This window comes from Saccharopolyspora shandongensis (genome assembly GCF_900106995.1).
Taxonomy (GTDB): domain Bacteria; phylum Actinomycetota; class Actinomycetes; order Mycobacteriales; family Pseudonocardiaceae; genus Saccharopolyspora; species Saccharopolyspora shandongensis.
Genome location: NZ_FNOK01000006.1, coordinates 234,629 through 260,305, shown reverse-complemented (window position 1 = coordinate 260,305; position 25,677 = coordinate 234,629). Strand labels below are relative to the sequence as shown.

At 70.9% G+C, this 25,677-nt stretch carries 24 protein-coding genes; 13 read left to right on the top strand and 11 right to left on the bottom strand.

The window, feature by feature from the left end; genetic code table 11:
• Window positions 1-2 precede the first annotated feature (2 nt).
• Together BLW84_RS09285 and BLW84_RS09280 are read right to left on the bottom strand one after the other, a co-directional pair.
• Entirely contained in the window at window positions 3-899 is an 897-nt protein-coding gene (locus BLW84_RS09285; RefSeq protein ID WP_093263652.1) for a hydroxymethylglutaryl-CoA lyase, read from the bottom strand.
• A 1-nt stretch (window position 900) separates the two neighbouring features.
• Complete coding sequence (locus BLW84_RS09280) at window positions 901-2,112, bottom strand: CaiB/BaiF CoA transferase family protein (protein WP_093263649.1); 1,212 nt, start codon at window positions 2,110-2,112, stop codon at window positions 901-903.
• Window positions 2,113-2,419: 307 nt separating this feature from the next.
• Between BLW84_RS09280 and BLW84_RS09275 the strand changes: the two genes are divergently transcribed.
• Window positions 2,420-3,757, top strand: coding sequence for a GntP family permease (locus BLW84_RS09275; RefSeq protein ID WP_093263647.1), 1,338 nt, complete (start codon window positions 2,420-2,422; stop codon window positions 3,755-3,757).
• A gap of 29 nt (window positions 3,758-3,786) precedes the next feature.
• Here the strand turns inward: BLW84_RS09275 and BLW84_RS09270 are convergent, their stop codons facing one another.
• From BLW84_RS09270 to BLW84_RS09245, 6 genes are read right to left on the bottom strand one after another with little or no spacing between them, the layout of a single operon-like run.
• Window positions 3,787-4,596, bottom strand: a complete 810-nt coding sequence (locus BLW84_RS09270; RefSeq protein WP_093263644.1) for an alpha/beta fold hydrolase — start codon at window positions 4,594-4,596, stop codon at window positions 3,787-3,789.
• A complete protein-coding gene (locus tag BLW84_RS09265; RefSeq protein WP_093263641.1) occupies window positions 4,596-5,642 on the bottom strand; it encodes an ABC transporter ATP-binding protein in 1,047 nt (348 codons plus the stop codon). Before BLW84_RS09265 ends, BLW84_RS09270 begins: the two co-directional genes overlap by 1 nt.
• Window positions 5,639-6,622 carry an ABC transporter ATP-binding protein gene (locus tag BLW84_RS09260; RefSeq protein ID WP_093263639.1) on the bottom strand — a complete coding sequence of 328 codons (984 nt, stop codon included), beginning with the start codon at window positions 6,620-6,622 and terminating at the stop codon, window positions 5,639-5,641. The genes BLW84_RS09265 and BLW84_RS09260 overlap by 4 nt, the downstream gene beginning before the upstream one ends.
• A complete protein-coding gene (locus BLW84_RS09255) occupies window positions 6,619-7,566 on the bottom strand; it encodes an ABC transporter permease (RefSeq protein WP_093263636.1) in 948 nt (315 codons plus the stop codon). Before BLW84_RS09255 ends, BLW84_RS09260 begins: the two co-directional genes overlap by 4 nt.
• On the bottom strand, window positions 7,563-8,507 hold the full coding sequence (locus BLW84_RS09250; protein ID WP_093263634.1) for an ABC transporter permease: 945 nt from the start codon (window positions 8,505-8,507) through the stop codon (window positions 7,563-7,565). Before BLW84_RS09250 ends, BLW84_RS09255 begins: the two co-directional genes overlap by 4 nt.
• Window positions 8,508-8,511: 4 nt before the next feature.
• Window positions 8,512-10,053 (bottom strand): ABC transporter substrate-binding protein, encoded by a 1,542-nt coding sequence (locus BLW84_RS09245; RefSeq protein WP_093263631.1) that lies wholly within the window; start codon window positions 10,051-10,053, stop codon window positions 8,512-8,514.
• A 321-nt stretch (window positions 10,054-10,374) separates the two neighbouring features.
• On the opposite strand from BLW84_RS09245, the gene catC reads away from it, so the two are divergent.
• Window positions 10,375-10,665 (top strand): muconolactone Delta-isomerase, encoded by a 291-nt coding sequence (catC, locus tag BLW84_RS09240; RefSeq protein ID WP_093263629.1) that lies wholly within the window; start codon window positions 10,375-10,377, stop codon window positions 10,663-10,665.
• Window positions 10,666-10,675: 10 nt separating this feature from the next.
• Here catC and BLW84_RS09235 read toward each other — a convergent pair whose 3' ends face one another.
• Both BLW84_RS09235 and BLW84_RS09230 read right to left on the bottom strand, forming a co-directional pair.
• Window positions 10,676-10,888, bottom strand: a complete 213-nt coding sequence (locus tag BLW84_RS09235; RefSeq protein WP_093263626.1) for a DUF2277 domain-containing protein — start codon at window positions 10,886-10,888, stop codon at window positions 10,676-10,678.
• 6 nt (window positions 10,889-10,894) lie between these two features.
• Window positions 10,895-11,497: a TetR/AcrR family transcriptional regulator gene (locus BLW84_RS09230; RefSeq protein WP_093263623.1), complete on the bottom strand. Its 603-nt coding sequence runs from the start codon at window positions 11,495-11,497 to the stop codon at window positions 10,895-10,897.
• A 240-nt stretch (window positions 11,498-11,737) separates the two neighbouring features.
• On the opposite strand from BLW84_RS09230, the gene BLW84_RS09225 reads away from it, so the two are divergent.
• From BLW84_RS09225 to BLW84_RS09190, 8 genes are all read left to right on the top strand, one after another.
• On the top strand, window positions 11,738-12,190 hold the full coding sequence (locus BLW84_RS09225; protein WP_093263621.1) for a (2Fe-2S)-binding protein: 453 nt from the start codon (window positions 11,738-11,740) through the stop codon (window positions 12,188-12,190).
• Window positions 12,177-13,139 carry an FAD binding domain-containing protein gene (locus BLW84_RS09220; RefSeq protein WP_093263618.1) on the top strand — a complete coding sequence of 321 codons (963 nt, stop codon included), beginning with the start codon at window positions 12,177-12,179 and terminating at the stop codon, window positions 13,137-13,139. The genes BLW84_RS09225 and BLW84_RS09220 overlap by 14 nt, the downstream gene beginning before the upstream one ends.
• Window positions 13,136-15,298 carry a xanthine dehydrogenase family protein molybdopterin-binding subunit gene (locus BLW84_RS09215; RefSeq protein ID WP_093263615.1) on the top strand — a complete coding sequence of 721 codons (2,163 nt, stop codon included), beginning with the start codon at window positions 13,136-13,138 and terminating at the stop codon, window positions 15,296-15,298. The genes BLW84_RS09220 and BLW84_RS09215 overlap by 4 nt, the downstream gene beginning before the upstream one ends.
• Before the next feature lie 178 nt (window positions 15,299-15,476).
• Window positions 15,477-16,232, top strand: coding sequence for a histidine utilization transcriptional repressor HutC (hutC, locus tag BLW84_RS09210; RefSeq protein ID WP_245761038.1), 756 nt, complete (start codon window positions 15,477-15,479; stop codon window positions 16,230-16,232).
• Window positions 16,233-16,422: 190 nt separating this feature from the next.
• Entirely contained in the window at window positions 16,423-17,841 is a 1,419-nt protein-coding gene (locus BLW84_RS09205) for an amino acid permease (protein ID WP_177226370.1), read from the top strand.
• Between the two features lie 104 nt (window positions 17,842-17,945).
• Window positions 17,946-19,520 (top strand): histidine ammonia-lyase, encoded by a 1,575-nt coding sequence (gene hutH / locus BLW84_RS09200; protein WP_093263610.1) that lies wholly within the window; start codon window positions 17,946-17,948, stop codon window positions 19,518-19,520.
• A 161-nt stretch (window positions 19,521-19,681) separates the two neighbouring features.
• A complete protein-coding gene (locus BLW84_RS09195; protein ID WP_093263608.1) occupies window positions 19,682-21,070 on the top strand; it encodes a purine-cytosine permease family protein in 1,389 nt (462 codons plus the stop codon).
• A 1-nt stretch (window position 21,071) separates the two neighbouring features.
• A complete protein-coding gene (locus BLW84_RS09190) occupies window positions 21,072-21,857 on the top strand; it encodes an IclR family transcriptional regulator (protein WP_093263605.1) in 786 nt (261 codons plus the stop codon).
• Between the two features lie 148 nt (window positions 21,858-22,005).
• Here the strand turns inward: BLW84_RS09190 and BLW84_RS09185 are convergent, their stop codons facing one another.
• Entirely contained in the window at window positions 22,006-22,257 is a 252-nt protein-coding gene (locus BLW84_RS09185) for a zinc-binding dehydrogenase (RefSeq protein WP_093263602.1), read from the bottom strand.
• Window positions 22,258-22,358: 101 nt separating this feature from the next.
• On the opposite strand from BLW84_RS09185, the gene hutU reads away from it, so the two are divergent.
• From hutU to BLW84_RS47355, 3 genes are all read left to right on the top strand, one after another.
• The gene (gene hutU, locus BLW84_RS09180) at window positions 22,359-24,014 is read left to right on the top strand and encodes a urocanate hydratase (RefSeq protein ID WP_093263600.1); all 1,656 of its coding nucleotides are present in this window, start codon (window positions 22,359-22,361) and stop codon (window positions 24,012-24,014) included.
• 221 nt (window positions 24,015-24,235) lie between these two features.
• Window positions 24,236-25,186, top strand: coding sequence for a formimidoylglutamase (gene hutG / locus BLW84_RS09175; protein ID WP_245761037.1), 951 nt, complete (start codon window positions 24,236-24,238; stop codon window positions 25,184-25,186).
• Window positions 25,187-25,333: 147 nt separating this feature from the next.
• On the top strand, window positions 25,334-25,507 hold the full coding sequence (locus BLW84_RS47355) for a hypothetical protein (RefSeq protein WP_177226369.1): 174 nt from the start codon (window positions 25,334-25,336) through the stop codon (window positions 25,505-25,507).
• Window positions 25,508-25,677 lie beyond the last annotated feature (170 nt).

Genomic DNA, 25,677 nt, shown 5'->3' with positions numbered 1-25,677 from the left:
GGCTAGCGCCGGACTTCCGCGGGAGCGGCCGGGATCTTCGCCAGCGCCGACGGCAGCGCGTGCCCGACCAGCCCGGCGAGGTGATCGCGCAGCGCGCCGAGCTTGGACACGTCGATCCCGGTGTCGATGCCTTCCCGGTGGAACAGGTGGATCAGGTCGTCGGCGGCGATGTTGCCGGTCGCGCCCGGCGCGAACGGGCAGCCGCCGAGCCCGCCGAGCGCGGCGTCGAAGCGCCGGATGCCGCAGCGGTAGGCCTCCCAGGCGTTGGCGTCGGCCATGCCGTAGGTGCTGTGCAGGTGAAGACCCGTTCGCTCCACGGGAAAGACGTCGCGCACCGCGGTGACGGCGCGGTTGATGTCGCCCGGCGATGCCGCGCCGATGGTGTCCGCGAGGTGCAGCACGTCGACGCCGATGTCCGCGTAGTGCCGCGCGACCCGGACGACGCGCTCCACCGGGGTGTCGCCGTCGAAGGGGCAGACGAACGCGGTCGCGATGCAGCCTTCGGTGCGGATTCCGGCGTCGTGCACGATCTCGGCGGCCCGCGCGATGCGCTGCATCGCTTCCTCCGTGCCGACACCGGCGTTCGACACGCTGTGGCCCTCGCTGGCCGAAAGCACCAGCCGCACGTTCTTCGCGCCCGCCTCGACGGCGCGCTGCGCGCCCCGCTCGTTGAGCACCAGCGTGTGGAAGGTCGCCGGCTGGTCGGCGAGGCCCGCGACGACCTCGGCGGTGTCGGCCATCGTCGCCACCCGCTTCGGGTTGACGAACGAACCGATCTCCAGGTGCTGGAAACCCGCGTCGACCAGCAGCTCGCCGAAGCGGACCTTGTCGGCGGTGGGCACGATCACCGGCTCGATCTGCAGCCCGTCGCGCAGCGACACCTCGGTGATGAGTACCAATTCAGATCACTCCTTCGGCCCGCAGCTCGGCGGTCTCGGTCGGGGAGAGCCCCAGCTCGGCCAGCACCTCGTCGGTGTGCTGGCCCAGCTCCGGGCCGAGCCAGCGGGTGCCGCCCGGTTCTTCGGTCAGCTTCGGGACGATGCCGGGGAACAGCACCTCGCGGGTCTCGTCGCCCTCGATCCGCACCGGGTGCCGCTCGTGCATCCCGCGGGCCGCGAAGTGCGGATCGGCCACGATGTCCGGCACGTCGTAGATGGGTCCACTGGGGACGGACGCCCCGGCGAGCAGCTCCAGCACCCGCGGGCTGTCCAGCCGCGCCGTCCAGGAGCCGATCGCGTCGTCGATCTCCGCGCCCCGCTCGACCCGGCCGACGTTCGTCTGCAGCGCGGGATCGCCGGCCAGGTCGGGGCGGTCGATCAGGTCCATCAGCCGGGCGTAGATGGCGTTGTTGTTGCCACCGACCACCACGTACTTGCCGTCGGCGCACCGGTAGGTGCTCGACGGAACGACCCCGGGGATCGTCGCCCCGGTGGCCTCCCTGGTGACGCCGAAGGCGTCGAAGTCCGGTACCGAGGACTCCATCAGCGAGTAGATCGCCTCGTACAGCGCGACGTCGACGGTTTCGCCGGGCTCGCCGGAGCGGCGGCGCAGTAGCCCCATCAACGCGCCGATGACCGCGTAGAGCCCGGCCACCGAGTCCGCCAGGCTGACGCCGGTGCGCACCGGCGGCATGCCTGGATAGCCGGTCAGGTGCCGCACGCCGCCGAAGGCCTCGGCGACGCCGCCGAAGCCCGGGCGCTCCCGGTACGGCCCGGTCTGCCCGAACCCGGAGATCCGCACCAGCACGGCTCCCGGGTTGGCCCGGCGGATCTCCGCCGGGCCGAGTCCCCACTTCTCCAGCGTGCCGGGCCGGAAGTTCTCCAGCACGATGTCCGCGCCGGAGATCAGCTTCCGCGCGACGCCCTGGCCCTGCGCGGAGCGCAGGTCGAGGGTCATCGAGCGCTTGTTGCGCGCCATGGTGCGGAACAGCAGCGACACGTCGCCGCCGTGCAGCCGCCAGTTGCGCAGCTCGTCGCCGGTCTTGGGGCGTTCGATCTTGATGACGTCGGCGCCGAACTCGGCGAGGATCCGGCCCGCGGTCGGGGCGGCGATGAAGTTGCCGAGCTCGACCACCCGGATCCCGGTGAGGGGCCCGTGTCCGTTGGGCGCCATCGGTCTTCTCCTGTTTCACGGTGTTGCGGCAAGGGCGATGTGAGCGCCCGGGGCGTGGAGTTGTCCGTCTCCGCAAGCCCCTGCTTTGTCAATATTTGGGAAACCAATGCCTTTATTCGGCAAGACAGGACGGTAATTACCCGGATGAGGATTAACAAGACCTTGATCACGCAACGATCATGTGTATGCTTCGCCGGTCCGTCTTCGTAGCCGCCGGGTGGGCAAAACCCGACCCGGCGGGAAAAGCGCTGCTCGCCGCAGAACTCAGGAGTCGGCTCGTGCCGACCCCGACGAATCGGACCCATAGATGTCGGACATCGTTGTCTTCGCCAACGCCGCGATAACCATCGTCGGCGTCGTCGTGCTCATCCTCCGCGCCAAGATCAGCCCAGCTATCGCGCTCGTCCTCGGCGCGATCTACCTGGGCCTCGTCTCCGGGCTAGGCCCCGAGCAGACCATCAAGTCCATCACCACCGGCTTCGGCGACCTGATGACCGAGGTCGGGCTGCTGATCGCGTTCGGCGTGCTGCTCGGCTCGCTGATGGCCTCGCTCGGCGCGATCGAGAAGCTCGTCGACCTGCTCGTGCGCACCTTCGGGCCGCGCAGCCTGCCCTACACCTTCGGCGCCACCGTCGGCACGGTCCTCCAGTCGATCTTCGCGGACGTGCTGCTGGTGATCACCGCGCCGCTGGCCAGCCGGCTGTCCCGGCAGATCGGGCCGTACGGCGCGGCCCGGATGTGCGCGGCGATGGCGCTGGGCATCGAGGTCGGCCTGGTGTTCGTGGTGCCCGGCGTCGGGGCCGTCGCGCTGGCCGGCGTGCTGGACCTGCCGTTCGGCAAGATGTTCCTCTTCGGCACCGTCACCGCGGTCTTCACCATCGTCGTCACGCTGGCGCTGTTCACCGCGCTGGCCAAGCGCGGCCTGTGGAACCCGAAGCTGGACGAGACCGAGGAGCTGCCGGTCGCCGAGGTCGCCGACGAGGAGCGGTCGCCGCGCGAACTCCCGCCGCTGCCGCTGCTGCTGGCCCCGCTGCTGCTCGCGCTGGCGCTGATCGCCTTCGGCGCCATCGCGGAGATGGCCGAGTTCTCCTCGCCGTGGGTCGACTTCCTCGGTGACCCGGTGATCGCCCTGCTCATCGGCCTGATCGGGGCGGTGCTCATCGCGCGCTGGAAGCTCCCGGCGGAGCAGACCGCGGCGGCGTTCAAGCGCGGCTTCCACGAGAGCGGCCAGATCCTCATCCTCACCGGCGTCGGCGGTTCGCTGGCGCAGACGGTGAAGGACGTCGGCCTGGGCGAGCTGCTGAAGGACTACTTCTCCACCAGCACGGTCGTGCCGCTGCTGCTGGTGTGGCTGGTGGCAGCGGTGCTGCACATCGCGATCGGCTCGGTGACGCTGGCGTCGATCACCGCCGCGGGCGTGCTGGGCCCGGTGATGCCGCTGCTGGGCATCGACCCGATCTTCGTCGCCCTGGCGGCGGGCGCGGGCTCGCTGTTCGTCATCCACGCGACCAGCAACACGTTCTGGCTGCTGCAGACCCTGCTGCCGCAGACGACGCGAGGAGCCCTGAAGTCGGTGACGCTGACGGTCTCGGCGGCGTCGATCATCGCCATGATCCCGATCCAGCTCATGGCCCTCCTGTTCTGATCCGGGCGGGCCGTGGGCCTTTCGGGTTGTTACGACGGCTCGAGAGGCCCGCGGCCCGCGGCCAGGGCGCTTCGCAGCGCGGCCGTGACGGCTTCCGGGTTGTCGACGTTCATCAGGTGGCCCGCGTCGGGGATTTCCTGATACGTGGCCTGGGGGAGTGCTTCGAGGAGGATGTCGGCCGCCTTGCGCGGGCAGAGGACGTCGTGCTCGCCGCCGATCACCGCCACCGGGCACTTGATCGCCGCCAGCTCCGGGGTCAGCGGGTTGCCGCGCAGGCCCGCCATCGCGGTCGCCGCGTTCGCGTAGCCGCGGCCGTCGCCGATGGATTCCGCGCGCCGCGCAACCACCTCATCGACGTCCACTGTGGAGTTCGAGACCATCATCGCGGTGTCCGCGCGCAGCGAGGCGAGCACGGCGTCGCCGGTCTCCGCGGCTCGCTGCAGGTTGATCTCGGCCGCCGCGCGCCCCACCACCGAGGACGTCCCCAGCACGATGACGCCGGTGACCAGATCCGGCCGGTGCGCCGCGGCGGAGAGCACCACCGTGCCGCCGAGGGAGAATCCCACGCACACCGCAGGCCCGGAGACCTCGTCGAGGAACGCGAGCAGATCGTCCCGCAGCTGGGCCAGGGTTCCGTTCGCGTCGCCGAGCGTGCTGGCGCCGTGCCCGCGCACGTCGTAGGCGTAGGTGCGGTGGTCGGCGAACTCCGCCTGCTGGCGCCGCCAACTGCGGTGGTCCTCGGCGAGGCCGTGCACGAACACCACGGCCGGGCCGGAACCGCTGGCGCAGTAGTGCGTCTGGACGTCGTTCAGCGCGGCCGTGGCGGTCTGCAAGCCCATCAACTCCCGGTGTCGGTTGCCGCCCCCGATTCTGCGGCACGCAGTTCCAGGACGGAACCGCCCGCCAGCACGGGCCCGCTGGTGTGCAGGTGGCAGCGCACCGTGCCGCCGCCGTCGACGGGCGTCGGCTCGGGGACGACCGAGCGGCAGACGTCCATCGCGTACGGGCAGCGCGGGTGGAAGGTGCAGCCGCCGGGCGGATCGGTCGGGTCCGGCGGATCGCCGGGGAGCACGATGCGCTCGCGCCGGCGCTGCACCCCCGGGTTGGGCACCGGGACCGCCGACAGCAGCGCCTCGGTGTACGGGTGGGCGGGGTGTGCGTAGAGGCGCTGCGACGGGCCTTCCTCCACGAGCCGCCCGAGGTACATCACCGCCACGCGCTGGGCGAGCTGCCGCACCACCGACAGGTCGTGCGAGATGAACAGGTACGAGGTGCCCAGTTCGGCGCGCAGTTCCTCCAGCAGGTTGATGATCTGGTTCTGCGTCGAAACGTCCAATGCGGACACCGCCTCGTCGCAGATCACGACGTCCGGGTCCACCGCCAGCGCGCGGGCGATGGCCAGCCGCTGCCGCTGCCCGCCGGAGAACTCGTACGGGTAGCGCTCCAGGTGGCGCGGCGACAGGCCGACCCGCACCAGCAGGTCCCGGACCCGCTCGTCCCGCACCTTCCCGCGCAGGCCCTCGTGCACCTCCAGCGGTTCGCCGACGCTCTCGGCGACCACCATCGACGGGTCCAGCGATGAGTAGGGGTCCTGGAACACCATCTGGATGTGCCTGCGGTGCCGCCGCAGCTCGCGGCCGCCGAGCGCGGTCAGCTCGGTGCCCCGCAGCCGGACCGCGCCGCTGTCGGGTTCGACCAGCCGCATCAGGGCCCGGCCGGTGGTCGACTTGCCGGAGCCGGACTCGCCGACCAGCCCGAGGATCTCCCCGGCGGCCACCTCGAACGACACCCCGTCCACCGCGCGCAGCCGCGCCCCGCGCCGGAACAGGCCGCGCTGCAACGGGAAGCTCACCGACAGGTCCTCGACTTCGAGCAGTGCGGTCATGCCGGGCCTCGCAGCAGGAGTTCGTCGGAGCGGACGCACCGCGTGGCGCGGTGCCGGTCGAACAGCCGCAGCTCCGGGGCGCCGGCGGCGCAGCGGTCGGCGGCGTACGGGCAGCGGGGGTGGAAGCGGCAGCCGTCGGGCACGGCGCCCGGCGTCGGGGCCTGGCCGGGGATGGTGGCCAGCCACTCCGCGCCGCCGACCTGCGGCATGGCGGCCAGCAGGCCCTCGGCGTAGGGGTGCGGCGGGTGGCTGAAGAGGTGGTCGACGTCGTCGGCCGCCACCACCTGCCCGGCGTACATCACCACCACCCGGTCGCAGATGTCGGCGACCACGCCCAGGTCGTGGGTGATGAACACCATCCCCATGCCGAGCTCGTCGCGCATCTGCCGCAGCAGGTCGAGCATCTGGGCCTGGATCGTCACGTCCAGCGCGGTCGTCGGCTCGTCGGCGACGAGCACCTTCGGCTCGCAGCAGATCGCCATCGCGATCATCGCCCGCTGCCGCATCCCGCCGGAGAACTCGTGCGGGTAGCTGCGCGCCCGACTCGCCGCGTTCGGGATGCCGACCTGGTCCAGCGCCGCGACGGCGCGTTCCATCGCCGCCTTGCGGGACACCTTCCGGTGCCGTCGCACGGTTTCCGCGATCTGGTCGCCGATGGTGAACGCCGGGTTCAGCGACGACATCGGCTCCTGGAAGATCATCGCGATGTCGTTGCCGCGGATGTCGGCCAGCCGCTTCTGCGGCATGCCGACGAGCTCGGTGCCGTCGAGCCGGATGCTGCCGCGGGGCACCCGGCTGGTCCGCGGCGGCAGCAGGCCCAGCATCGCCAGGCTGGTGACGGTCTTGCCGGAGCCGGATTCGCCGACCAGGCCCAGCGTCGACCCGGCTTCGACGGCGAACGACACACCTTCGACCACCGTCACCCAGCCGCGGTCGGTGGCGAACCGGACGTCGAGGTCGGACACCTGCAGCACGCTCATCGACCGCTCCTGATCTCCCGGCCCAGCGAGTCGCGCAGCCCATCGCCGAGGACGTTGAACGCCAGCACCGTCAGCGCGATGGCGACGCCGGGGAGGACCACCAGGTGCGGCGCCAGCGACACGAACCTCGCGCCCTCCTGCAACATCGAGCCCCAGCTCGCCTGCGGCGGCACCACACCGAGGCCGAGGAAGCTCAGCGTCGCCTCGGCGAGCATCGCGAACGCCGCGACCAGCGACAGCTGGACCAGCAGCGGCGACAGCACGTTGGGCAGCACGTGCCGGCGGATGATGCGGCCCGCCGGGGTGCCGATGCTGCGGGCCGCCTCGATGTAGGTCTCCTCCCGCACCGACAGCACCGAGCTGCGCACCAGGCGCAGCAGGCGCGGCGCGGTGACCAGGCCGACCGCGAACATCGCGTTGGTCAGGCCCGGGCCGCGCGCGGCGACGATCGCTACCGCCAGGATCAGCGGCGGGAAGCTCATGAACGCGTCCGCCAGCCGCACCACCCAGCGGTCGAACCGGCCGCCGAGGTACGCGCCGACGAGCCCGAGTGGCACCCCGAGCACCACCGCGACGCCGACGGCTTCCACCGCGGCGAGTAGCGAAATGCGGCTGGCCACCAGCATCCGGCTGAGCATGTCGCGGCCGAACTGGTCGGTGCCCAGCAGATATCCGTCGGCGCCGGGCGCGGCGAGCACGTTGCGCAGGTTCTGGTCGTCGGGATCGGCCGGGGCCAGCAGCGGCGCGAACGCCGCGATTGCGGTCAGCAGCAGGAGGAACAACAACGCGAGCACCGCCGGGCGCTGCCGCCGGAAGCGGCGCCAGAACCGCTGCCTCGGCGACTGCGGCGGGCCGAGGTCGTCCGCGGTGGTCTCCGCGACGACGTGCCGCGTCCACCGCTGCGTGGTGTCGGTCAACTCCGTTCCTCCCTCGCCGGTGCTCATTGCGCCCGCACCTTCGGGTTGAGGTAGCCGTAGGACAGGTCGACCGCCAGGTTGGCCAGCATCACCATCACGGCGGTGACCACGACGACGCCCTGCACCATCGGCAGATCCCGTTGCAGCACGGCGGTGATCGCCAGCTGGCCGAGGCCGGGGATGCCGAAGATCTGCTCGACGACCACTGTTCCGCCCAGCAGCACCGAGATCCGCATGCCCAGCACCGTGACCACCGGCGTGGCCGCGTTCTTCAGCGCGTGCTTCGCGATGACGCTGGTGGTGCGCAGGCCCTTGGCGCGGGCGGTGCGCAGGTAGTCCTGGTCGAAGACGTCGATCAGCGAGCTGCGCAGCTGGCGGGTGAGCTCGGCGGCGGCCGCCAGGCCCAGCGTGAAGCCGGGCAGCAGCAGGTGCGCCAGCCAGGCGACCGGATCGTCGTCCAGCGGCACGTACCCGGTGGCGGGCAGCAGCCGCAGGTTCAGCGCCAGCGCGGTGGCCAGCAGCAGCCCGAGCCAGAAGTTCGGCATGGCCACGCCCACCGAGGTGCCGACCGTGGCGAACCGGTCGAGCCAGCGGCCCCGGCTGGTGGCCGCGGCGACCGCGGCGGGCACGCTGATCAGCAGCGCCATCACGATGGCGACCGCGGTCAGCGACACGGTGGCCGGGAAGCGCTCCGCGATGGCGCCGGAAACGCTGCGGTTGCTGAACATCGACGTGCCGAGGTCGCCCTGGACGGCGTGGCTCGCCCAGCGCCAGTACTGCTCCAGCAGCGAGTCGTTGAGCCCGAGGCGTTCGCGGGTCGCCTCGATCTGGGCCTGGGTGGCGTTCTCCCCGGCGATGGTGATGGCCGGGTCGCCGGGCACCAGCAGCACCAGCCCGAACACGATCAGCGAGACGAGGAACAGCAGCGGAACCATCGCCGCCAGGCGGCGGACAACGAGCTGTAGCACCCGGTCACCTCCCCGTTCCGGCCGCGCCGACGCCGCGGAACTCGGGCTTGTTGGACAACCAGCTGCGCAGGTCGGTGACGCGCGCGGCGTGCCCGTAGTTGGTGTCGGCGAAGACCACCGGCACGTCCAGCGCCTGGTCCAGGACCATTCGGTCGATCTGGTGGAGAAGTTCGGTGCGCGCCGCCGGGTCGATGGTCCGCCGGGCCTGCCCGATCAGCTGCTCCAGCTCAGGCGCGGTGTGCCCGCCGGGATTGGAGAACCCCTTGCTGGTGTAGAGCAGTCCGAGGGTCTGGATCGGATCGGCGCGTCCGCCCCACGGCGCGACCATCGCGTCGCCCTGCTGCCTGCCGTAGAACAGGTCGGCCGCCTCGCCGGAGGAGACCTCGCGGATCTTCATCCGCACTCCGATGTCGGCCAGTTGTTCCTGCACGGCGACGGCGGTGCCGGGATCGGTGTTGGGCACGATCGCCTCGAACTCGAAACCGCCGGCCAGCCCGGCCTCGGCGAGCAGCTGCCGCGCCTTCGGCGGGTCGTACGAGTAGGGATCGGGAAGGTCCGGGTCGTGCGCGTAGTACCCGGGCGGGAAGGGCTGCGCGGCCGGTTTCCCGTTGCCGAACAGCACGCCGTGGATGATGGCGTCCCGGTCGATCGCGTGGTTGAGCGCGCGCCGCACCCGGATGTCGCCGAACTCGGCGCGGGTGCGGTTGAGCTGCAGGTGGTAGAAGGCGAGGGTCACGTCGCCGACGACGCCGAGGTCGTACTGCCGGGCCTCGGCGACCTGGTTCCCGGCCAGCAGCGCGGCGTCGACCTCGCCGGCGCGCAGCGCGTTCATCCGCGTCGTCGTGTCGGGCTGGATGACGATCGCCATCGTCTCGACCCGCTGGGCGGCGGGGTCCCAGTAGCCGGGGAAGCGGCGCAGCACGACGCGGTCGTTCGGGCTGTAGCTGACGATCTGGTACGGCCCGGCGCCGACCGGGCGCAGGTCCAGCTGCGGGTCGTCGAACGCCGCCGGGCTGACCATCATCCCAGCCCGGTCGGAGAACACGCCGATCAGCGAGCTGTCCGGCGCGGTGAGCGCCAGCGAGACGGTCATCGGGCCGAGCACGTCGACCCGTTCCACCGCTTTCAGCTCGGATGCGACGGTCGAGCCTTGCAGCGTGCGGGCGCGGTCCAGGTTCGCCTTCGCGGCGGCGGCGTCGAACGGGGTGCCGTCGTGGAACCGCACGCCCGGCCGCAGTTCGAACACCAGCCGCTTGCCGCCGTCGGTGTACTGCCAGCCGGTGGCCAGGCCGGGCACCGGCTCGGCGGCGGTGGTCAGGTGCACCAGGCGGTCGTAGACCGGGAACAGGGAGGCGTTGTCGAAGCTGGACGAGGCGCGGTGCGGGTCGTAGCGGCTGGGGCCGACGGAGTAGGCGAACCGGAAGGTGCTGCCGGCACCGCCGGAGGCCGATCCGGTCGCCTCGGTGTTGATGCCCCCGCACGCCGCGGTGAGCGCCAGCAGCGCGGAAATGGCTGCTGCGGCGAGGAAGTTGCGATGTGCGGGCACCCGGACCTCCGGCTCTTCATCGAGTACGGCGTCGGCGGTTGTCCTGCGCGAGCACGCTCGGTGGTGCGGCCCGAGTGGGAGATCTAGTGATCGGTCGCCCTATTCAAGGAGAGCTGGATCACAGAATCAAATAGCCCTCGACGAACGGACGAATAGGGCGAAACGATGGCCGCCGAACGGGTGTTGATCGGTGCAGACCCCGTGCGGCGGCCGGTTCGATGTGCCGGTCGGCAGGCAGCGGCGCTGATCGGCGTCGCGGCGCCGAGTAAGTTGGTCGGCGGTGCCCGTCGCCCGGGCGTGCAACGTCAGGAGGGAAGTGCCGTGCTGTTCGCGGTGAAGATGGACGTCGATCTGCCCGTCGACATGGATCCGGTAGTGAAGGCCGACACGCTCGCGCGGGAGAAGGCGTACTCGCAGAAGTTGCAGCAGGGCGGGGAGTGGGCGCACCTCTGGCGCTGCGTCGGGCAGTACTCGAACCTCAGCGTCTTCGACGTGGCCGACAACGAGCGGCTGCACGAGATCCTCTGGAACCTGCCGCTGTTCCCGTACATGACCATCGAGGTGACCCCGCTGGCCCAGCACCCGTCGGACATCGCCCTGCTCGGTTCCTGACCGGCGCGCGTCACCGGGAGCCGCGGACCTCCAGCGACGCCAGCAGCTTCGCGGTGGCCTGCTCGATCTCGTCCACCGCCTGTTCGAAGGCGGCCTCGTTGTGCGCGGCGGGCTTGCGGAACCCGGAGATCTTGCGGACGTACTGCAACGCGGCCGCCCGGATGTCCACTTCGGTGACGTCTTCGGCGTAGGGCGGGCGGAGCGTCTTGATGCTGCGGCACATGCCACGTCATGCTAGTCGGCCGTCGCCATCGGGGCGGCAATTTCCCGCGCACATGCCCCGCCACAGCAGGTCGACGAGCTTCTCGGTCGGGCCGCGCCAGTCGTCGCTGGGATTCAGGTAGAGCAGGCCGCCGAGCCCGCGCAGGACCGTTTCCGGGTCCAGGTCGGCGCGGACGGTCCCGGCCTCGACGTTGGCCGCCAGCAGCGTGGCGACCGCGCCGACCATGGCCTCGTGGGCCTTCGCGAACAGTTCGCCGTGCGACGACGTGGCCGCGCCGAGGGCTCCGGCCAGGCCTCGTTTGGTCATCATGTAATGCGTCAGGTGGTCGGTCGTCCAGATCCGGAACGCCTGTTTCGGCGGGTGTTGCCGGAGCAGGCTCGGGACGACGTCGACGAGGTGCTGCAGCTCGCGCTGGTACACGGCCAGGACGAGCGCCTCCGGGGTGGGGAAGTGCCGGTACACCGTGCCGACGCCCACGCCGGCCTGCTTCGCGATGGCGTTGAACGCGATTGCTCCCGAGCCGGCCAGCGCCTTCGCCGCCGCGGTGAGGATGCGCTCGTGGTTGCGCCGGGTGTCCGCGCGTCGGGAACCGACCGAGCCCGTCGTCATCGTCCCTCCCGGTTGGCTGCCGCGTCCTTCCCCGGAATGTAATGCACAATCGTCCGTCGACCTGCGGCTACCTTCGCGGGTGGTGTCGTCCTTGCAGAGCGGATAAGTATCCGCTAGCGTCGGTGAGGCGCCGAAGCGGATGAATATCCGGTTTCGGCGATGGTCTCAGCTCTGCTCCCACCACCACAAGCGACACCGCTGCGGTCGCCCTGCGCGGGCGGCCCGCGGGGAAGAGATCAAGTGGACATCTCACTCGAAGTCAACGGCAGGGCCGAACAGCTGAACGTCGATCCCGGCGTGACGCTGCTGGACGCATTGCGGGAGAACCTCGGCGTCACCGGCCCGAAGAAGGGCTGTGACCGCGGCCAGTGCGGTGCCTGCACCGTGCACGTCGACGGCAGGCCCGTGCTCTCGTGCCTCACCCTCGCCGCCACCGTGAAGCGACCGGTGACGACGGTGGAGGGCCTCTCCGACGGCGACGAACTGCACCCGGTCCAGCAGGCGTTCGTCGACCAGGACGCCCTGCAATGCGGGTTCTGCACGTCCGGTCAGGTCATGTCGGCCGTCGCCGCGGTCGAGCAGGGCGTCGAGGACGTCCGGGAGTTCATGTCCGGCAACATCTGCCGCTGCGCGGCCTACCCGAACATCGTCGCGGCGATCGAACAAGCGAGGCAGGCCGATGCGTCCCTTTGAACTCACGGCACCGACGACCGTCGAAGCCGCGCTCGCCTCGCCCGGCACGTTCCTGGCCGGCGGCACCACCCTCGTCGACCTGATGAAGCTCAACGTCCTCGCCCCGCAACAGGTCCAGGACATCAACGAGCTCCCGCTGCGGGGCATCGACACCGGCGACGGGCTGCGCATCGGCGCGCTGGAGCGGATGAGCGACGTCGCCGAGCACCCCGGCGTGTACCCGGCGATCTCCCGGGCCCTGCTGCAGAGCGCCTCCCAGCAGCTGCGCAACATGGCCAGCATCGGCGGGAACCTGATGCAGCGCACCAGGTGCACGTACTTCCGCGACGTCGCCACGCCCTGCAACCGGCGGGAACCGGGCAGCGGATGCCCCGCGATCTCGGGGGCGAACCGGACGCACGCGGTCCTGGGCGCCAGCGACTCGTGCGCAGCGGCGCACGCCAGCGACCTGGCCGTCGCGCTGGTCGCGCTCGATGCGGAGGTCCGGCTGCTCAGCGCCGCCGGGAGCCGCACCGCGAAGCTGGCCGATTTCTACCGCCTGCCGGGCGATTCGCCGGAGGTGGAGCACGATCTACGCCCCGGCGAGCTGATCGGCGAGATCGTGGTGCCGCGGCTGGACTGGGCGTCGCGCTCCACCTACGTCAAGGTGCGCGACCGGCAGTCCTACGAGTTCGCGCTCTGCTCCGCCGCCGTGGCGCTGGACGTCCAGGACTCGCGCATCGCCGACGCCCGGGTTGCGGTCGGCGGCGTGGCCACCGTGCCGTGGCGGCTGCCCGCGGTCGAGGAGGCCCTGCGCGGAGCGCCCGTGACGCCGGAGTCCTTCGAGGCCGCGGCGTCCCTGGCGGCCGACGGCGCTCGGCCGTTGTCCGGCAACGCTTTCAAGGTTTCCCTGCTGAAGCGGACCGTGGTCCGCGCACTGCTCGAACTGACCGAAGGGAGCCGCCTGTGACCAGTCGGCTGGACGGCCCGCTGAAAGTCACCGGGCAGGCGAAGTACGGCGCGGACAACAACTTCCCCGGCATGGCCTACGGGTACGTCGTGCTCAGCACGATCGCGCACGGCGAGGTCGAGGCCATGGACGTCACGGCGGCGAAGAGCGCGCCCGGTGTCGTCGGTGTGTACACGCCGTTCGACCCGTTGGACCTGCGCAAGCCGAGCTCTCCGTTCCTCGGCGAGATGTGGGTTCCGCTGCAGGACCGCGAGGTCACCTACTACGGCCAGCCGATCGGCTTCGTGGTGGCGGAGACCTTCGAGCAGGCGCGGGACGCGGCGATGCTGGTCGAGGTCTCCTACCGGACCCGGCCGGCCCTGACCTCGTTCGAGGACGGCCTCGCCGCGGCCGAGGACGCGCCGTCCAACGAGGACATCACGGTCCTCGCGGACGGCGTGGAGTCCATCGAGGACGCGCTGGGGTCGAGCCCGGTGCGGATCGAGGCGACCTACCGCACCGCCACCCAGAACCACGCCGCGATGGAGCCGCACTCCGCGGTCGCGGTGTGGGACGCCGACGGCCTGACCATCTACAGCGGGAACCAGGGCTCGGACCTGCAGGCCGCCGACATCGCCGGCGCGCTGGGCCTGGACCGCGCATCGGTCCGCGCGCTGAACCCCTTCGTGGGCGGCGCTTTCGGCGGCAAGGCCCGCACCTCCACCCCGGCGTTCCTGGCGGCGGCCGCGGCGAAGGCCCTCGGCCGGCCGGTCAAGGCCGCGCTCACCCGGGAACAGGTCTTCACCGCGACGGCGACCCGCGCGGCGACGCTGCAGAAGATCTCCCTCGGCGCGGACGCCGACGGCACGCTGATCGCGCTGCGCCACGAGTCGTGGTGCACCACGCCGACGGACCGGTCGTTCGTGGAGCCGACCTCGCACGGCACCTCGCGGGAGTGGTATGCGACCCAGAACCTGGCCATCAGCCAGAAGATCGTGCCGCTGAACATCCCGCCGACGACGTTCATGCGGGCGCCGGGGGAGGCGCCCGGGTCCTTCGCGCTGGAGAGCGCGATCGACGAGCTGGCGGTCGAGCTGGGCGTGGACCCGATCGAACTGCGCCTGCGGAACAACTCGATCGCGCCGCCCGGCAAGGACCTGCAATGGTCCAGCAAACACCTCGACGAGTGCTTCCAGGTCGGCGCGCAGCGGTTCGGCTGGGCGGACCGCTCGCCGGGCGGGCGTACCGACGGCGACTGGCTCGTGGGCATGGGCGTGGCCACCGCGATGTTCCCGGCGCTGCGATTCCCGGCCAGCGTCGAGGTCACCTTGCGGGCCGACGGCACGGCCGTGGTGGCGACCAGCGGCTCGGACCCGGGCACCGGCCTGCTGACCGTCCTGTCGTTGGTGGGCGCGGAATCGCTGGCGATCCCGGTCGAGCGGATCACGCCGCGGCTGGGCGACTCGGCGTTGCCGTCGGGCGGCATGTCCGGCGGCTCGACCGGCACGGCGAGCGCGGGTTCGGCCGTCATGATCGCCGCCACCGAGGTGATCGACGCGCTGCTCGCGCTGGCGTCGTCGCCGGGCGCGCCGTTCGAGGGCGCGGAGGTGTCCTACGAGGACGGTCGGGTGCTGGCCGACGACGGCCGCGCGATGGACTTCGGCGAACTGCTGCACTCGGTGGGCCGCTCGTCGGTCTCCGCGATCGGTTCCTCGGCGCCCGGCGAGGAGCTGACGAAGCACTCGTTCAGCTCGTTCGGCGCCCAGTTCTGCGAAGTCCGCGTGCACAAGTGGACTCGGGAGGCCCGCCTGTCGCGGATGCTCGGCGTGTTCGACTGCGGCCGGATCATCAACGAGAAGGCGGCCCGCAGCCAGGCGCTCGGCGGGATGATCTGGGGCGTGTCGGCGGCGCTGCACGAGGGCCTGGAGATCGAGGACAGCGGCCGCCTTGCCAACGGCGACTTCGCGGGCTACCTGGTCCCGGTGAACGCCGACATCCCGGACGCCGACGTCCACTTCGTCAGGTACCCGGATGCGTTGCACAACGCGGTCGGGGCGAAGGGCCTGGGCGAGATCGGCACGGTGGGCATGGCGGCGGCGGTGGCCAACGCGATCTACAACGCGACGGGAACCCGGGTCCGCCACATCCCGATCACGATCGAAGACCTCCTGGACGACTGAGGAGCCGAAGAGCCCGCCGACCGCCGCGAAAGCACCGGTCGGCGGGCTCTTCGGCGCTTCATGACCGGCGGTGTGGCTCGCAAGCCGTAGCGTCGCCGCGCCCGGGGCGTTTCCGGCAAGTCGTGCGGGATAAACTGGGCGCGGGCTGATGATTGATCTCCGAGGTGGGCGGTGACCGGTGGCCGTTGATGCGTTGGACGTGGCCGCGCTGTTCCGCGAGAGCCGCCGCGAGTCCGCGCCCGCCTACCGCCGCCTCAAGGACGTGATCATCGAGCAGATCGGCTCCGGGCGGTGGCCCGAGGGCGAGCTGCTGCCGTCCGAGAGCCAGCTGGTCAACGCGCTGGGCCTGTCGCGGATGACCATCAACCGGGCGCTGCGCGAGCTGAGCTCGGAGGGGCTGATCGTCCGGCTCGCCGGCGTGGGGACCTTCGTCGCCGAGCGCAAGAGCAGCTCCGCGCTGTACGAGGTGCGCAACATCGCCGACGAGGTCCAGCGGCGCGGGCACCGGCACCGGACCGACGTGGTGCTGCTGCGGGAGGAACCCGCCGACCTGCGGATGCACCGCCTGTTCGGGATCACCGAGGGGCGGCCGGTGTTCCACTCGCTCGTGGTGCACTTCGAGGACGACATCGCGATCCAGCTCGAGGACCGCCACGTCAATCCCGGGCTCGCCCCGGACTACCTCGACCAGGACTTTGCCACGCAGACGCCGAACAGCTACCTGTCGCGGATCGCGCCGCTGGGCAAGGGCGAACACGTCGTCGAGGCCGTGCTGGGCACCGCCGAGGACTGCGCGCTCCTGGGCATCGGGGAAGCCGAGCCGTGCCTGCTGATCCACCGGCGGACCTGGTCGGAGGGGCAGCTCGTGAGCACCGCCCGGCTGCTGCACCCCGGTTCGCGGTACCGGCTCGAAGGCACCTTCGACGCGACCTGATCCTCGGATCCTCCCTGTTCACCAGCGTTTGTCCGGTTTATCCGCGCGCTCCGCCCGGATTTCGGGCCGAACTCTTGACGAGCTGTATATACAGCACTATACATATCGCACCGCCTCGGATTGTGTTCGGCAGCACAGCCGGCGGTTCCGGTTGCAACGGAGGGAACAACGCTGTTCCCGCTGGGAGGAAATGGTGAGAAAAGGCGCGGCGGCACTGACCCGGGGCCTCACGGCACGGCACATCCGCTTCATCGCCCTGGGTTCGGCCATCGGTACCGGCCTCTTCTACGGCTCTTCCGAGGCGATCAGCCAGGCCGGCCCTTCGGTGCTGCTGGCCTACCTGATCGGCGGTGCCGTGGTCTTCGTGGTGCTGCGGGCGCTCGGCGAGATGGCCGTGGCCGACCCGGTGCCCGGGTCCTTCGGCGAGTACGCCAGTCGGCACCTGGGGCGCCTGCCGGGCTTCTTGACCGGTTGGACCTACACCTTCGAGATGATCATCGTCTGCATCGCGGACGTCACCGCGCTGGCCGTCTACATGGGATTCTGGTTCCCCGACGTGCCGCGATGGATCTGGGTGCTGGCTACGCTGTTCGTCATCGGCGCGGTGAACCTGCTCAGCGTCAAGGTCTTCGGCGAGCTCGAGTTCTGGTTCTCCGTGGTCAAGATCGTCGCGATCATCGCGATGATCCTCGGCGGCATCGCCGTCCTCGTCTTCGGCTTCAGCGGCGCCCACGCGGAGACCGGCGTGAGCAACCTGTGGTCGCACGGCGGGTTCTTCCCCAACGGCATCGAAGGCTTCCTGATGTCCTTCGCCGTGGTCATGTTCGCCTTCGGCGGCACCGAGATCATCGGCGTCACCGCGGGTGAGGCGGAGGAGCCGCACAAGACCATCCCGCGCGCGATGAACAGCGTTCCGGTGCGCGTGCTGCTGTTCTACGTGCTGACCATCGGCGTGATCATGTCGATCACCCCGTGGCAGTCGATCAGCTCCTCGGGCAGCCCGTTCGTGCAGATCTTCGAGGGCCTCGGCCTGACCTCGGCGGCGACCGTCCTCAACGTCGTGGTCATCACCGCCGCGCTCTCGGCGATCAACAGCGACATCTTCGGCGCGGGCCGCATGCTGTTCGGCATGGCCGAGCGCGGTCAGGCGCCGGCGATCATGGGCCGGGTCTCGCGCAACGGCGTGCCCTGGATGACCGTGGTCATCATGACCGGCGCGCTGCTGATCGGCGTGGTGCTCAACTACGTCGTCCCGGAGAACATCTTCACGATCATCGCCTCCATCGCGACCTTCGCCACGGTCTGGGTGTGGCTGATGATCATGCTGGCGCACTTCCAGGCTCGCCGGAAGATGAGCCCGGCCGAGGCGTCGGCGCTCAAGTTCCCGTCGCCGTTGTGGCCGTACGCGCAGATCGCGGCGATCGCCTTCCTGGTCTTCGTGTTCGTGCTGCTGGCGTTCTCCGCGGACACCCGCGTGGCGCTCGTCGTCGGTGCCGTGTGGCTCGCCGCTCTCACGATCTTCTACAAGTTCGGCGTCGGCCGCGGCAAGGGCACCGGCGGGAGCTCCGACGGCGACCGGCTCGCCGTGTCCGAGGCCGGCACCGGCTGACCACCGAATACGCAGCTGTATAGACAACCCTATGCTTTATCTGGCGCCACCAGCCGGATGAATCGCGCGAGACGCCCAACTCACGAGGAAGTAAGACATTGAGCATGCTCAGCAGCACCGAAGCCAACGCGGCCACCACCGCCCAGCCGGTGGTCGTGGGAATCGGCCCCGTCAGCCCCGCCGACGTCGTCCGCGTCGCCCGCGGCGGCGCGCGGGTCGAGCTCTCCGCTGAGGCCCGCCAGGCCCTCGCGGACACCCGCGGCCGGATCGAGCGCCTCGCCGAAGAACCGAAGCCGGTCTACGGGATCTCCACCGGGTTCGGCGCGCTCGCGACCCGCCACATCCCGGTGGAACTGCGCCGCCAGCTGCAGAAGAGCCTCGTCCGCTCGCACGCCGCCGGAAGCGGCCCGGAGGTCGAGCGGGAGGTCACCCGTGGGCTGATGCTGCTGCGCCTGTCCACCCTGGCCACCGGCCGCACCGGCGTCCGCCCCGAGGTCGCCGAGGCCTACGCCGCGATGCTGTCGGCCGGGATCACGCCGGTGGTCCACGAGTACGGCAGCCTGGGCTGCTCCGGCGACCTCGCGCCGCTCGCGCACGTCGCGCTGGCCCTCATGGGCGAAGGCACCGTGCGGGACGCCGACGGCCAGGCGCTGCCCGCCGCGGAAGCCCTCGCGGCCGCCGGGCTCGCCCCGGTCGAGCTCGCCGAGAAGGAAGGGCTCGCGCTGATCAACGGCACGGACGGCATGCTCGGCATGCTCGTGCTGGCCTGCCACGACCTGCGCAAGCTGGCGAAGCTGGCCGACATCACCGCCGCCATGAGCGTGGAGGCCCAGCTCGGCACGGACCGCGTCTTCGCCGCCGACCTGCAGGAGCTGCGCCCGCACCCCGGCCAGGCCGCCGCCGCGTCCAACATGCGGCGCGTGCTCGCCGGCTCGGGCACCATGGCCAGCCACGCCGGCCCCGACTGCAACCGCGTGCAGGACGCCTACTCGCTGCGCTGCGCGCCGCAGGTCGCAGGCGGCGTCCGCGACACCATCGCCCACGCCGAGTCGGTGGCGGCGGTCGAGCTCGCCAGCGCCGTGGACAACCCCGTGGTCACCCTCGACGGCCGCGTGGAGTCCAACGGCAACTTCCACGGCGCCCCCGTCGCCTACGTGCTGGACTTCCTCGCCATCGTCGCCGCGGACCTGGCCAGCATCAGCGAGCGCCGGACCGACCGGTTCCTGGACCCCGCCCGCAACCACGGCCTGACGCCGTTCCTCGCGGACGACCCCGGCGTCGACAGCGGCCACATGATCGCCCAGTACACCCAGGCCGCGATCGTCTCCGAGCTCAAGCGCCTCGCCGCCCCGGCCAGCGTCGACTCGATCCCGTCCTCGGCCATGCAGGAGGACCACGTCTCGATGGGCTGGTCCGCGGCCCGCAAGCTCCGCCGCGCCGTCGACGGCCTCACCCGCGTCCTGGCGATCGAGGCGCTCACCGCCGCGCGCGCCATGGACCTGCGGCAGCCGCTGACCCCGTCGCCCGCCACCGGAGCCGTGCGCGACCGCCTCCGGCAGGACGTCGCCGGGCCCGGCACCGACCGGCACCTCGCACCGGAGATGGAGGCCGCCGTCGAGCTGTGCCGGTCCGGCGCGCTGGTCGACGCCGTCGAGGAGGTCGTCGGCGCTCTCGACTGAGACACCGTTCGCAGTCAGGACTCCCGGGCGCGGGAGGGGCGTGACCCCTCCCGCGCCCGGACTGTCTGTCATCCTGGACAACTGCTCCCGGCCGGGGATTGCTCCGGGCACCCGCGCGGCGACTAATGGAACGAACGAATTCCGCGGTGCGAGGAGGGCGAATGGCCGGACCGTTGCAGGTCGAGCGCAGATCGATCGACCCGATCCCCGACGGCGAGCGGCACGGCAACCCGCGCAGCCTGTTCACGCTGTGGTTCGCCGGCAACATGCAGATCACCTCGGCCGTGACCGGCGCGCTGACCGTGCTCGTCGGCCTGCACCCGCTGTGGGCGCTGGTGGCCATCGCGCTGGGCAACGCCATCGGCGGCATCCCGATGGCGTTGCACGCCGCGCAGGGGCCGAAGCTCGGCATCCCGCAGATGATCCAGAGCCGGGCGCAGTTCGGCGTGTACGGCGCGGTGCTGCCGCTGGTCCTGGTCGTGCTGATGTACCTCGGCTACTTCGCCAGCGGCAACGTGCTGGGCGGCCAGGCGCTGGCCGCGATCACCGGGCTGCCGGTCGACGCCAGCATCCTGCTCTACGCGGCGCTGTCGGCGCTGATCGCGATCGTCGGATACCGGCTGATCCACCGCTTCGGCTGGCTGGCGTCGCTGGTGTCGGTCGTGGTGTTCGTGTACCTGACGTTCCGGCTGGTCACCACGCACGACCTCGGGCCGGTGCTGGCGAACGCGGAACTCGACCTGCCCGCGTTCCTGCTCGCGCTGTCGCTGACCGCGTCCTGGCAGCTCACCTTCGGCCCGTACGTCGCGGACACCTCCCGGTACCTGCCGGCGAGCACCTCGATCCGGGCGACGTTCTGGTGGACCTACGGCGGCACCGCGCTCGGCGCGACGTGGGCGATGTCCTTCGGCGCGCTCGCCTACGCGGTGGCGGGCAAGGAGTTCAAGGGCCACGAGGTCACCTACGTGGTGGGACTAGGCGGCGAGGCGCTGGTGCTGCCGCTGCTGCTGGCCATCGCGCTGGGCAAGTTCACCATCAACGTGCTCAACATCTACGGCGGCTACATGACGGTGGCCACCACCTTGACCGCGTTCACCCGCAGGGCGGTGCTCTCGCAAGGAGCCCGGGTCGGCTACATCGCGTTCGTCGGTGTCCTCGGGGGCGTGCTCGCGGTGCTGGGACGCGGTGACTTCCTGTCGAACTTCGTGCTGTTCCTGCACTTCCTGCTGTACTTCCTCACGCCGTGGAGCGCGATCAACCTGGTCGACTTCTACTTCCTGCGCAAGGAGAACTACGACCTCGACGCGATGTACGACCCGGACGGGAGATACGGCCGCTGGTGCGTTCCCGCGCTGGTCGCCTACTTCTTCGGCATCGTCGTGCAGATCCCGTTCTCCAACGTGGACAAGGTCTTCACCGGCTTCATGGTTCCGCTGCTCGGCGGCGCGGACATCGCGTGGCTGCTCGGGCTGGTCGTGCCCGGCGCGATCTACTGGGCGGCGATGCGCAACCGGATCCGCGAGAATCGTCCCGTCGCAGGAGGTGGATGAGGTGGCCGAGTCGAGCGCGTCACCGGCAGTCGGGCGGGCGCTGGACGTCCTGGTCCGGCTCGCCGAAGGCCCCGGGCCGGTGCGCGCGGCGAGTCTCGCCCGGGATCTCGGCATTCCCCGCTCTTCGCTGTACCACATCCTTTCCGTCCTGGTGGACAAGGGATTCGTGGTGTACCTGGAGGCGGAGCAGGCCTACGGGCTCGGGGTGGTGTCGTTCGAGATCGGCTCCGCCTACCTCCGGCACGAGCCGCTGGAGCGGCGGGCCGCGCCGATCCTGCGCCGGCTGGCCCGCAGCCTCGGGCAGACCGTGCACCTCGGCATCCTGCACGGCGCGGAAACGGTGTACCTGCTGAAGGAACAGCCGACCTCCGGCGCCGACGTCTCGCTGATCACCGACGTCGGGGTGCGGCTGCCCGCGCACCTGACCGCCAACGGCCGCGCGATCCTCGCCGGCGGCACCGACGCGCAGATCCGCGCCCTGTTCCCGCACCGCAGCGACTTCATCACCCGCACCGGCCGCGGCCCCCGGACGCTCGCGGAGCTGGGGGAGGGGCTGGCGGTCGACCGGGAGCGCGGCTGGTCGGAGGAGGTGGAGCTGGTCGCGCCCGGCCTGCGCTCCGTGGGCGCCGCGGTGTTCGACCACAGTGGACGGCCGGTGGCGGCGTTGAGCACCACGTGGAGCCGGTTCCACGAGCGCCACGAGCCGGCCGTGGTCGGCGAGGCGATACACGGCGGCGCCGCCAGGCTGACGGCGGCAATCTCCGGCCGCGACCCGCTAGCGACCTGAGCGGGCCGTCCGCGGAAGCGCAGGTGCTCCAACCCGCGGCTTTTCAGTCCTGTTGATCGGAAAGTGCCGCGCCGTGGTCAGTTCCCCGTTTCAAGCAAAACTGCGGGGAGCTAGAGCTGATGGCTCCTGACCGGGCCCTACGCAAAATTTACGCCTTCACCACGATCTTCCCTGCTGAACGGTTCGACTCCAGCTGCCGGTAGGCAGCCATCAAGTCCGCGAATTCAAAGACGCTATCGATCTTGGGCCGCAACCCTTTCGCCACAGCTTGCTGTACGAACGAGATGCCTTCCAGCCGGTCCTCGGCGCGAGCCATGTAGTTGAACAAGGAGAACGGCCGGAAGAGTGCTTCGGCGCGGCACATCTCCGCCATCGGGATCGACGGCGCCTGGCCACTCATCAGGTGTCTCGGATCCGAGAAAGAAGCGGCTCGGTTCTGTCCGCGGGGCGTGGCGCGGGATCTGATGGGACAAACGCAAAGAGGCGACCCTGGAGCAGCACATGACCAACGAAGACGCCCGCACCGTCCGCGCGCCGCGTGGCACCGACCTGAACTGCCGCGGCTGGCAGCAGGAAGGCGCCCTTCGGATGCTGATGAACAACCTCGACCCCGAGGTCGCCGAACGCCCCGACGACCTGGTCGTCTACGGCGGCACCGGCAAGGCGGCGCGGAGCTGGGCGGCCTTCGATGCGATCACCGAGACCCTCAAGACCCTCGAGAAGGACGAGACGCTGCTGGTGCAGTCCGGCAAGCCGGTCGGCGTCCTGCGCACCCACGAGTGGGCGCCGCGGGTCCTGATCGCCAACTCCAACCTGGTGGGCGACTGGGCGAACTGGGAGGAGTTCCGCCGCCTCGACTCGCTGGGCCTGACGATGTACGGCCAGATGACCGCCGGGTCGTGGATCTACATCGGCAGCCAGGGCATCCTGCAGGGCACCTACGAGACCTTCGGCGCGGTGGCCCGCAAGCGCTTCGGCGGCACCCTCGCCGGCACCATCACGCTGACCGCTGGGCTCGGCGGCATGGGCGGCGCGCAGCCGCTCGCGGTGACCATGAACGAGGGCGTGGCGATCTGCGTGGAGTGCGACCCCTCGCGCATCGAGCGCCGCATCGCCCACCGCTACCTCGACGTCCGCGCCGACGACATCGACGACGCGCTGCGGCTCGCGGTGGAGGCCCGGGACCAGCGCAAACCGCTGTCGATCGGGCTGGTGGGCAACGCCGCCGAGGTGTTCCCGAAGCTGCTGGAGATGGACGCGCCGATCGACATCGTCACCGACCAGACCTCCGCGCACGACCCGCTTTCCTACCTGCCCGTGGGCGTCGAGCTCGACGAGTGGGCGGCGCTGGCGGAGCAGGACCCGGCGGCGTTCACCGAGCGGTCCCGCAAGTCGATGGCCGCCCAGGTCGAAGCGATGGTGGGCTTCCTGGACAAGGGCATCGAGGTCTTCGACTACGGCAACTCCATCCGGGACGAGGCCCGCAAGGCCGGTTACGACCGCGCCTTCGCGTTCCCAGGGTTCGTGCCCGCGCACATCCGCCCGCTGTTCGAGGAGGGCCTCGGCCCGTTCCGGTGGGCGGCGCTGTCCGGTGACCCCGCGGACATCGCGGCCACCGACAAGGCGATCATGGAGCTGTTCCCGGAGAACGAGCACCTGCACCGGTGGCTGACGATGGCCGGCGAGCGGGTCTCCTTCGAGGGCCTGCCCGCCCGGATCTGCTGGCTGGGCTACGGCGAACGGCACCTCGCCGGCCTGAAGTTCAACGAGATGGTCGCCTCCGGCGAACTGTCCGCCCCGGTCGCCATCGGCCGCGACCACCTCGACTCCGGTTCGGTCGCCTCGCCCTACCGGGAGACCGAGTCGATGCTCGACGGCTCCGACGCGATCGCCGACTGGCCGCTGCTGAACGCGCTGGTCAACACCGCCTCGGGTGCCTCGTGGGTGTCGATCCACCACGGCGGCGGCGTCGGCATGGGGCGCTCGATCCACGCCGGGCAGGTCTGCATCGCCGACGGCACCGAGCTGGCCGCCGAGAAGCTGGCCCGGGTGCTCACCAACGACCCGGGCATGGGCGTGCTGCGCCACGTCGACGCCGGCTACCAGCACGCGACCGACGTCGCCAGGGAGCGCGGCGTGCGGATCCCGATGCTCTAACAGGGTCTCCGGGCTCGTTTTGCGTGGCGGTGTGGGTAGCGGAACCTCAGAGGCCGCCTCGGCTGTGGGATCCCCGACTTGTGTATGTCCAATACGCGGCGTCGGGGCTGTCCTCGCGAGGCGACCTCTGAGAACCCGCGGCTGCGCCGGTTGCCCGACGCCGGCCTGCGGCTTCGCTGAGTGCGACCTCTGGTACACATTGGACTTACAGGAGTGGGAAAGTGATCGTTGAGGCGGTGAACCGCGCGCCGCAGCGCTGGAGCGGCCGCGACGACGGCCCGGGGCCCGAACACCTCAGGTGGCACCACGTCGTCGGCGCCGAGGGCACGGCGGACATCGCGTTCCTCGGGTTCCGCAGTGATGAAGGCGTCCGCCGCAACAAGGGCCGCCCGGGCGCGGCGGACGGCCCGCGCGCCATCCGCGAGGCACTGGCCTCGATGGCGCTGCCCGCGCCGGTGGCCGCCGCGGACGCGGGCGACGTCGAGGTCACCGACGGTGCGCTGGAATCCGGGCAGGAACGGCTCGGCCGGGCCGTGACGGGCCTGCTCGACGACGGCCGGTTCGTCGTCGTCTTCGGCGGCGGCCACGAGATCGCCTACGGCAGCTACCTCGGGATCGCGGAATCGGCGCGGGTGCGCTCCGGCGCGAAGCTCGGCGTGCTCAACCTCGACGCGCACTTCGACCTCCGGGCCGACGAAACTCCCAGCTCCGGCACGCCGTTCCGGCAGATGGCCGACCGGGAGCGGCAGCGCGGCGAGGGCGTGCACTACGCGGTGCTGGGCATCAGCCAGCCGAGTAACACCAAAGCCCTGTTCGACACCGCCGACGAGCTGGGCGTGGACTACCTGCTCGACGACCACTGCGGCCCGGCGAACCTGGTCGTGGTGGACGAGTTCGTGGACCGGTTCCTGGCCGGCTGCGACGTCGTCTACCTGACGATCGACCTCGACGTGCTGCCCGCGGCGGTAGCGCCCGGCGTGAGCGCCCCGGCGGCCTACGGCGTCCCGTTGGAGACGATCCAGCACGTGTGCGAGCGGGTGGCGGCCAGCGGCAAGCTCGCGCTCTGCGATGTCGCGGAGCTCAATCCCGGGCTCGACATCGACAACCGCACCGCCCGGACCGCGGCCCGCCTGGTCCACCGGATCGCCACCACGCAACGCACGCACCGGTAGGGGGAGGAATGCCCGAGCACGAATCCACGGATCGCCGCGAACTCTCCGACGAGGCGTCCGCGACCATGCTCGAAGAAGAGCAGGGCACCGTCCAACGTGGACTGGAATAGCGGGCCCAGGGCACCGGGGCGGTGTCTCGGTAGGGTGGTGCAGACCAGCGGTGACCGGACGCTCGGCCAGCTGATCGTCGACACCCGCCCCTTGTCGACCGAGTCCGTCACCGCCACGGCCGCCACGGTCGCCTCGGTCGAGGTCTTCCGCGAGGTGCTGCGCGACGCGTTCGGCAACACGGTGCGTGACCTGCGGGGTTCGACTAGCTAGACGCCGGGCGGCGGAGGACTATTTCCGGTATCCGCGTTCACGAAGGTGGTCCGGGTGCCCGACTGGTTCGTGAGCGAACGGGCCCGGTTCGCGAGGCGTCGCCCGGCGTTCGGCCACCCGTTCGAGCGCGAGCGCGAACCCACGGCCGACCCGGTCCGAATCCGACCGAG

Excerpts from the sequence above, each read along its gene's own strand:
- BLW84_RS09280 (WP_093263649.1), bottom strand. The coding sequence starts at position 2,112 with ATGGCGCCCAACGGACACGGGCCCCTCACCGGGATCCGGGTGGTCGAG.
- BLW84_RS09275 (WP_093263647.1), top strand. The coding sequence starts at position 2,420 with ATGTCGGACATCGTTGTCTTCGCCAACGCCGCGATAACCATCGTCGGC.
- BLW84_RS09270 (WP_093263644.1), bottom strand. The coding sequence starts at position 4,596 with ATGGGCTTGCAGACCGCCACGGCCGCGCTGAACGACGTCCAGACGCAC.
- BLW84_RS09265 (WP_093263641.1), bottom strand. The coding sequence starts at position 5,642 with ATGACCGCACTGCTCGAAGTCGAGGACCTGTCGGTGAGCTTCCCGTTG.
- BLW84_RS09260 (WP_093263639.1), bottom strand. The coding sequence starts at position 6,622 with ATGAGCGTGCTGCAGGTGTCCGACCTCGACGTCCGGTTCGCCACCGAC.
- BLW84_RS09255 (WP_093263636.1), bottom strand. The coding sequence starts at position 7,566 with ATGAGCACCGGCGAGGGAGGAACGGAGTTGACCGACACCACGCAGCGG.
- BLW84_RS09235 (WP_093263626.1), bottom strand. The coding sequence starts at position 10,888 with ATGTGCCGCAGCATCAAGACGCTCCGCCCGCCCTACGCCGAAGACGTC.
- BLW84_RS09230 (WP_093263623.1), bottom strand. The coding sequence starts at position 11,497 with ATGACGACGGGCTCGGTCGGTTCCCGACGCGCGGACACCCGGCGCAAC.
- BLW84_RS09220 (WP_093263618.1), top strand. The coding sequence starts at position 12,177 with ATGCGTCCCTTTGAACTCACGGCACCGACGACCGTCGAAGCCGCGCTC.
- BLW84_RS09205 (WP_177226370.1), top strand. The coding sequence starts at position 16,423 with ATGGTGAGAAAAGGCGCGGCGGCACTGACCCGGGGCCTCACGGCACGG.
- hutH (WP_093263610.1), top strand. The coding sequence starts at position 17,946 with ATGCTCAGCAGCACCGAAGCCAACGCGGCCACCACCGCCCAGCCGGTG.
- BLW84_RS09195 (WP_093263608.1), top strand. The coding sequence starts at position 19,682 with ATGGCCGGACCGTTGCAGGTCGAGCGCAGATCGATCGACCCGATCCCC.
- BLW84_RS09185 (WP_093263602.1), bottom strand. The coding sequence starts at position 22,257 with ATGAGTGGCCAGGCGCCGTCGATCCCGATGGCGGAGATGTGCCGCGCC.
- hutU (WP_093263600.1), top strand. The coding sequence starts at position 22,359 with ATGACCAACGAAGACGCCCGCACCGTCCGCGCGCCGCGTGGCACCGAC.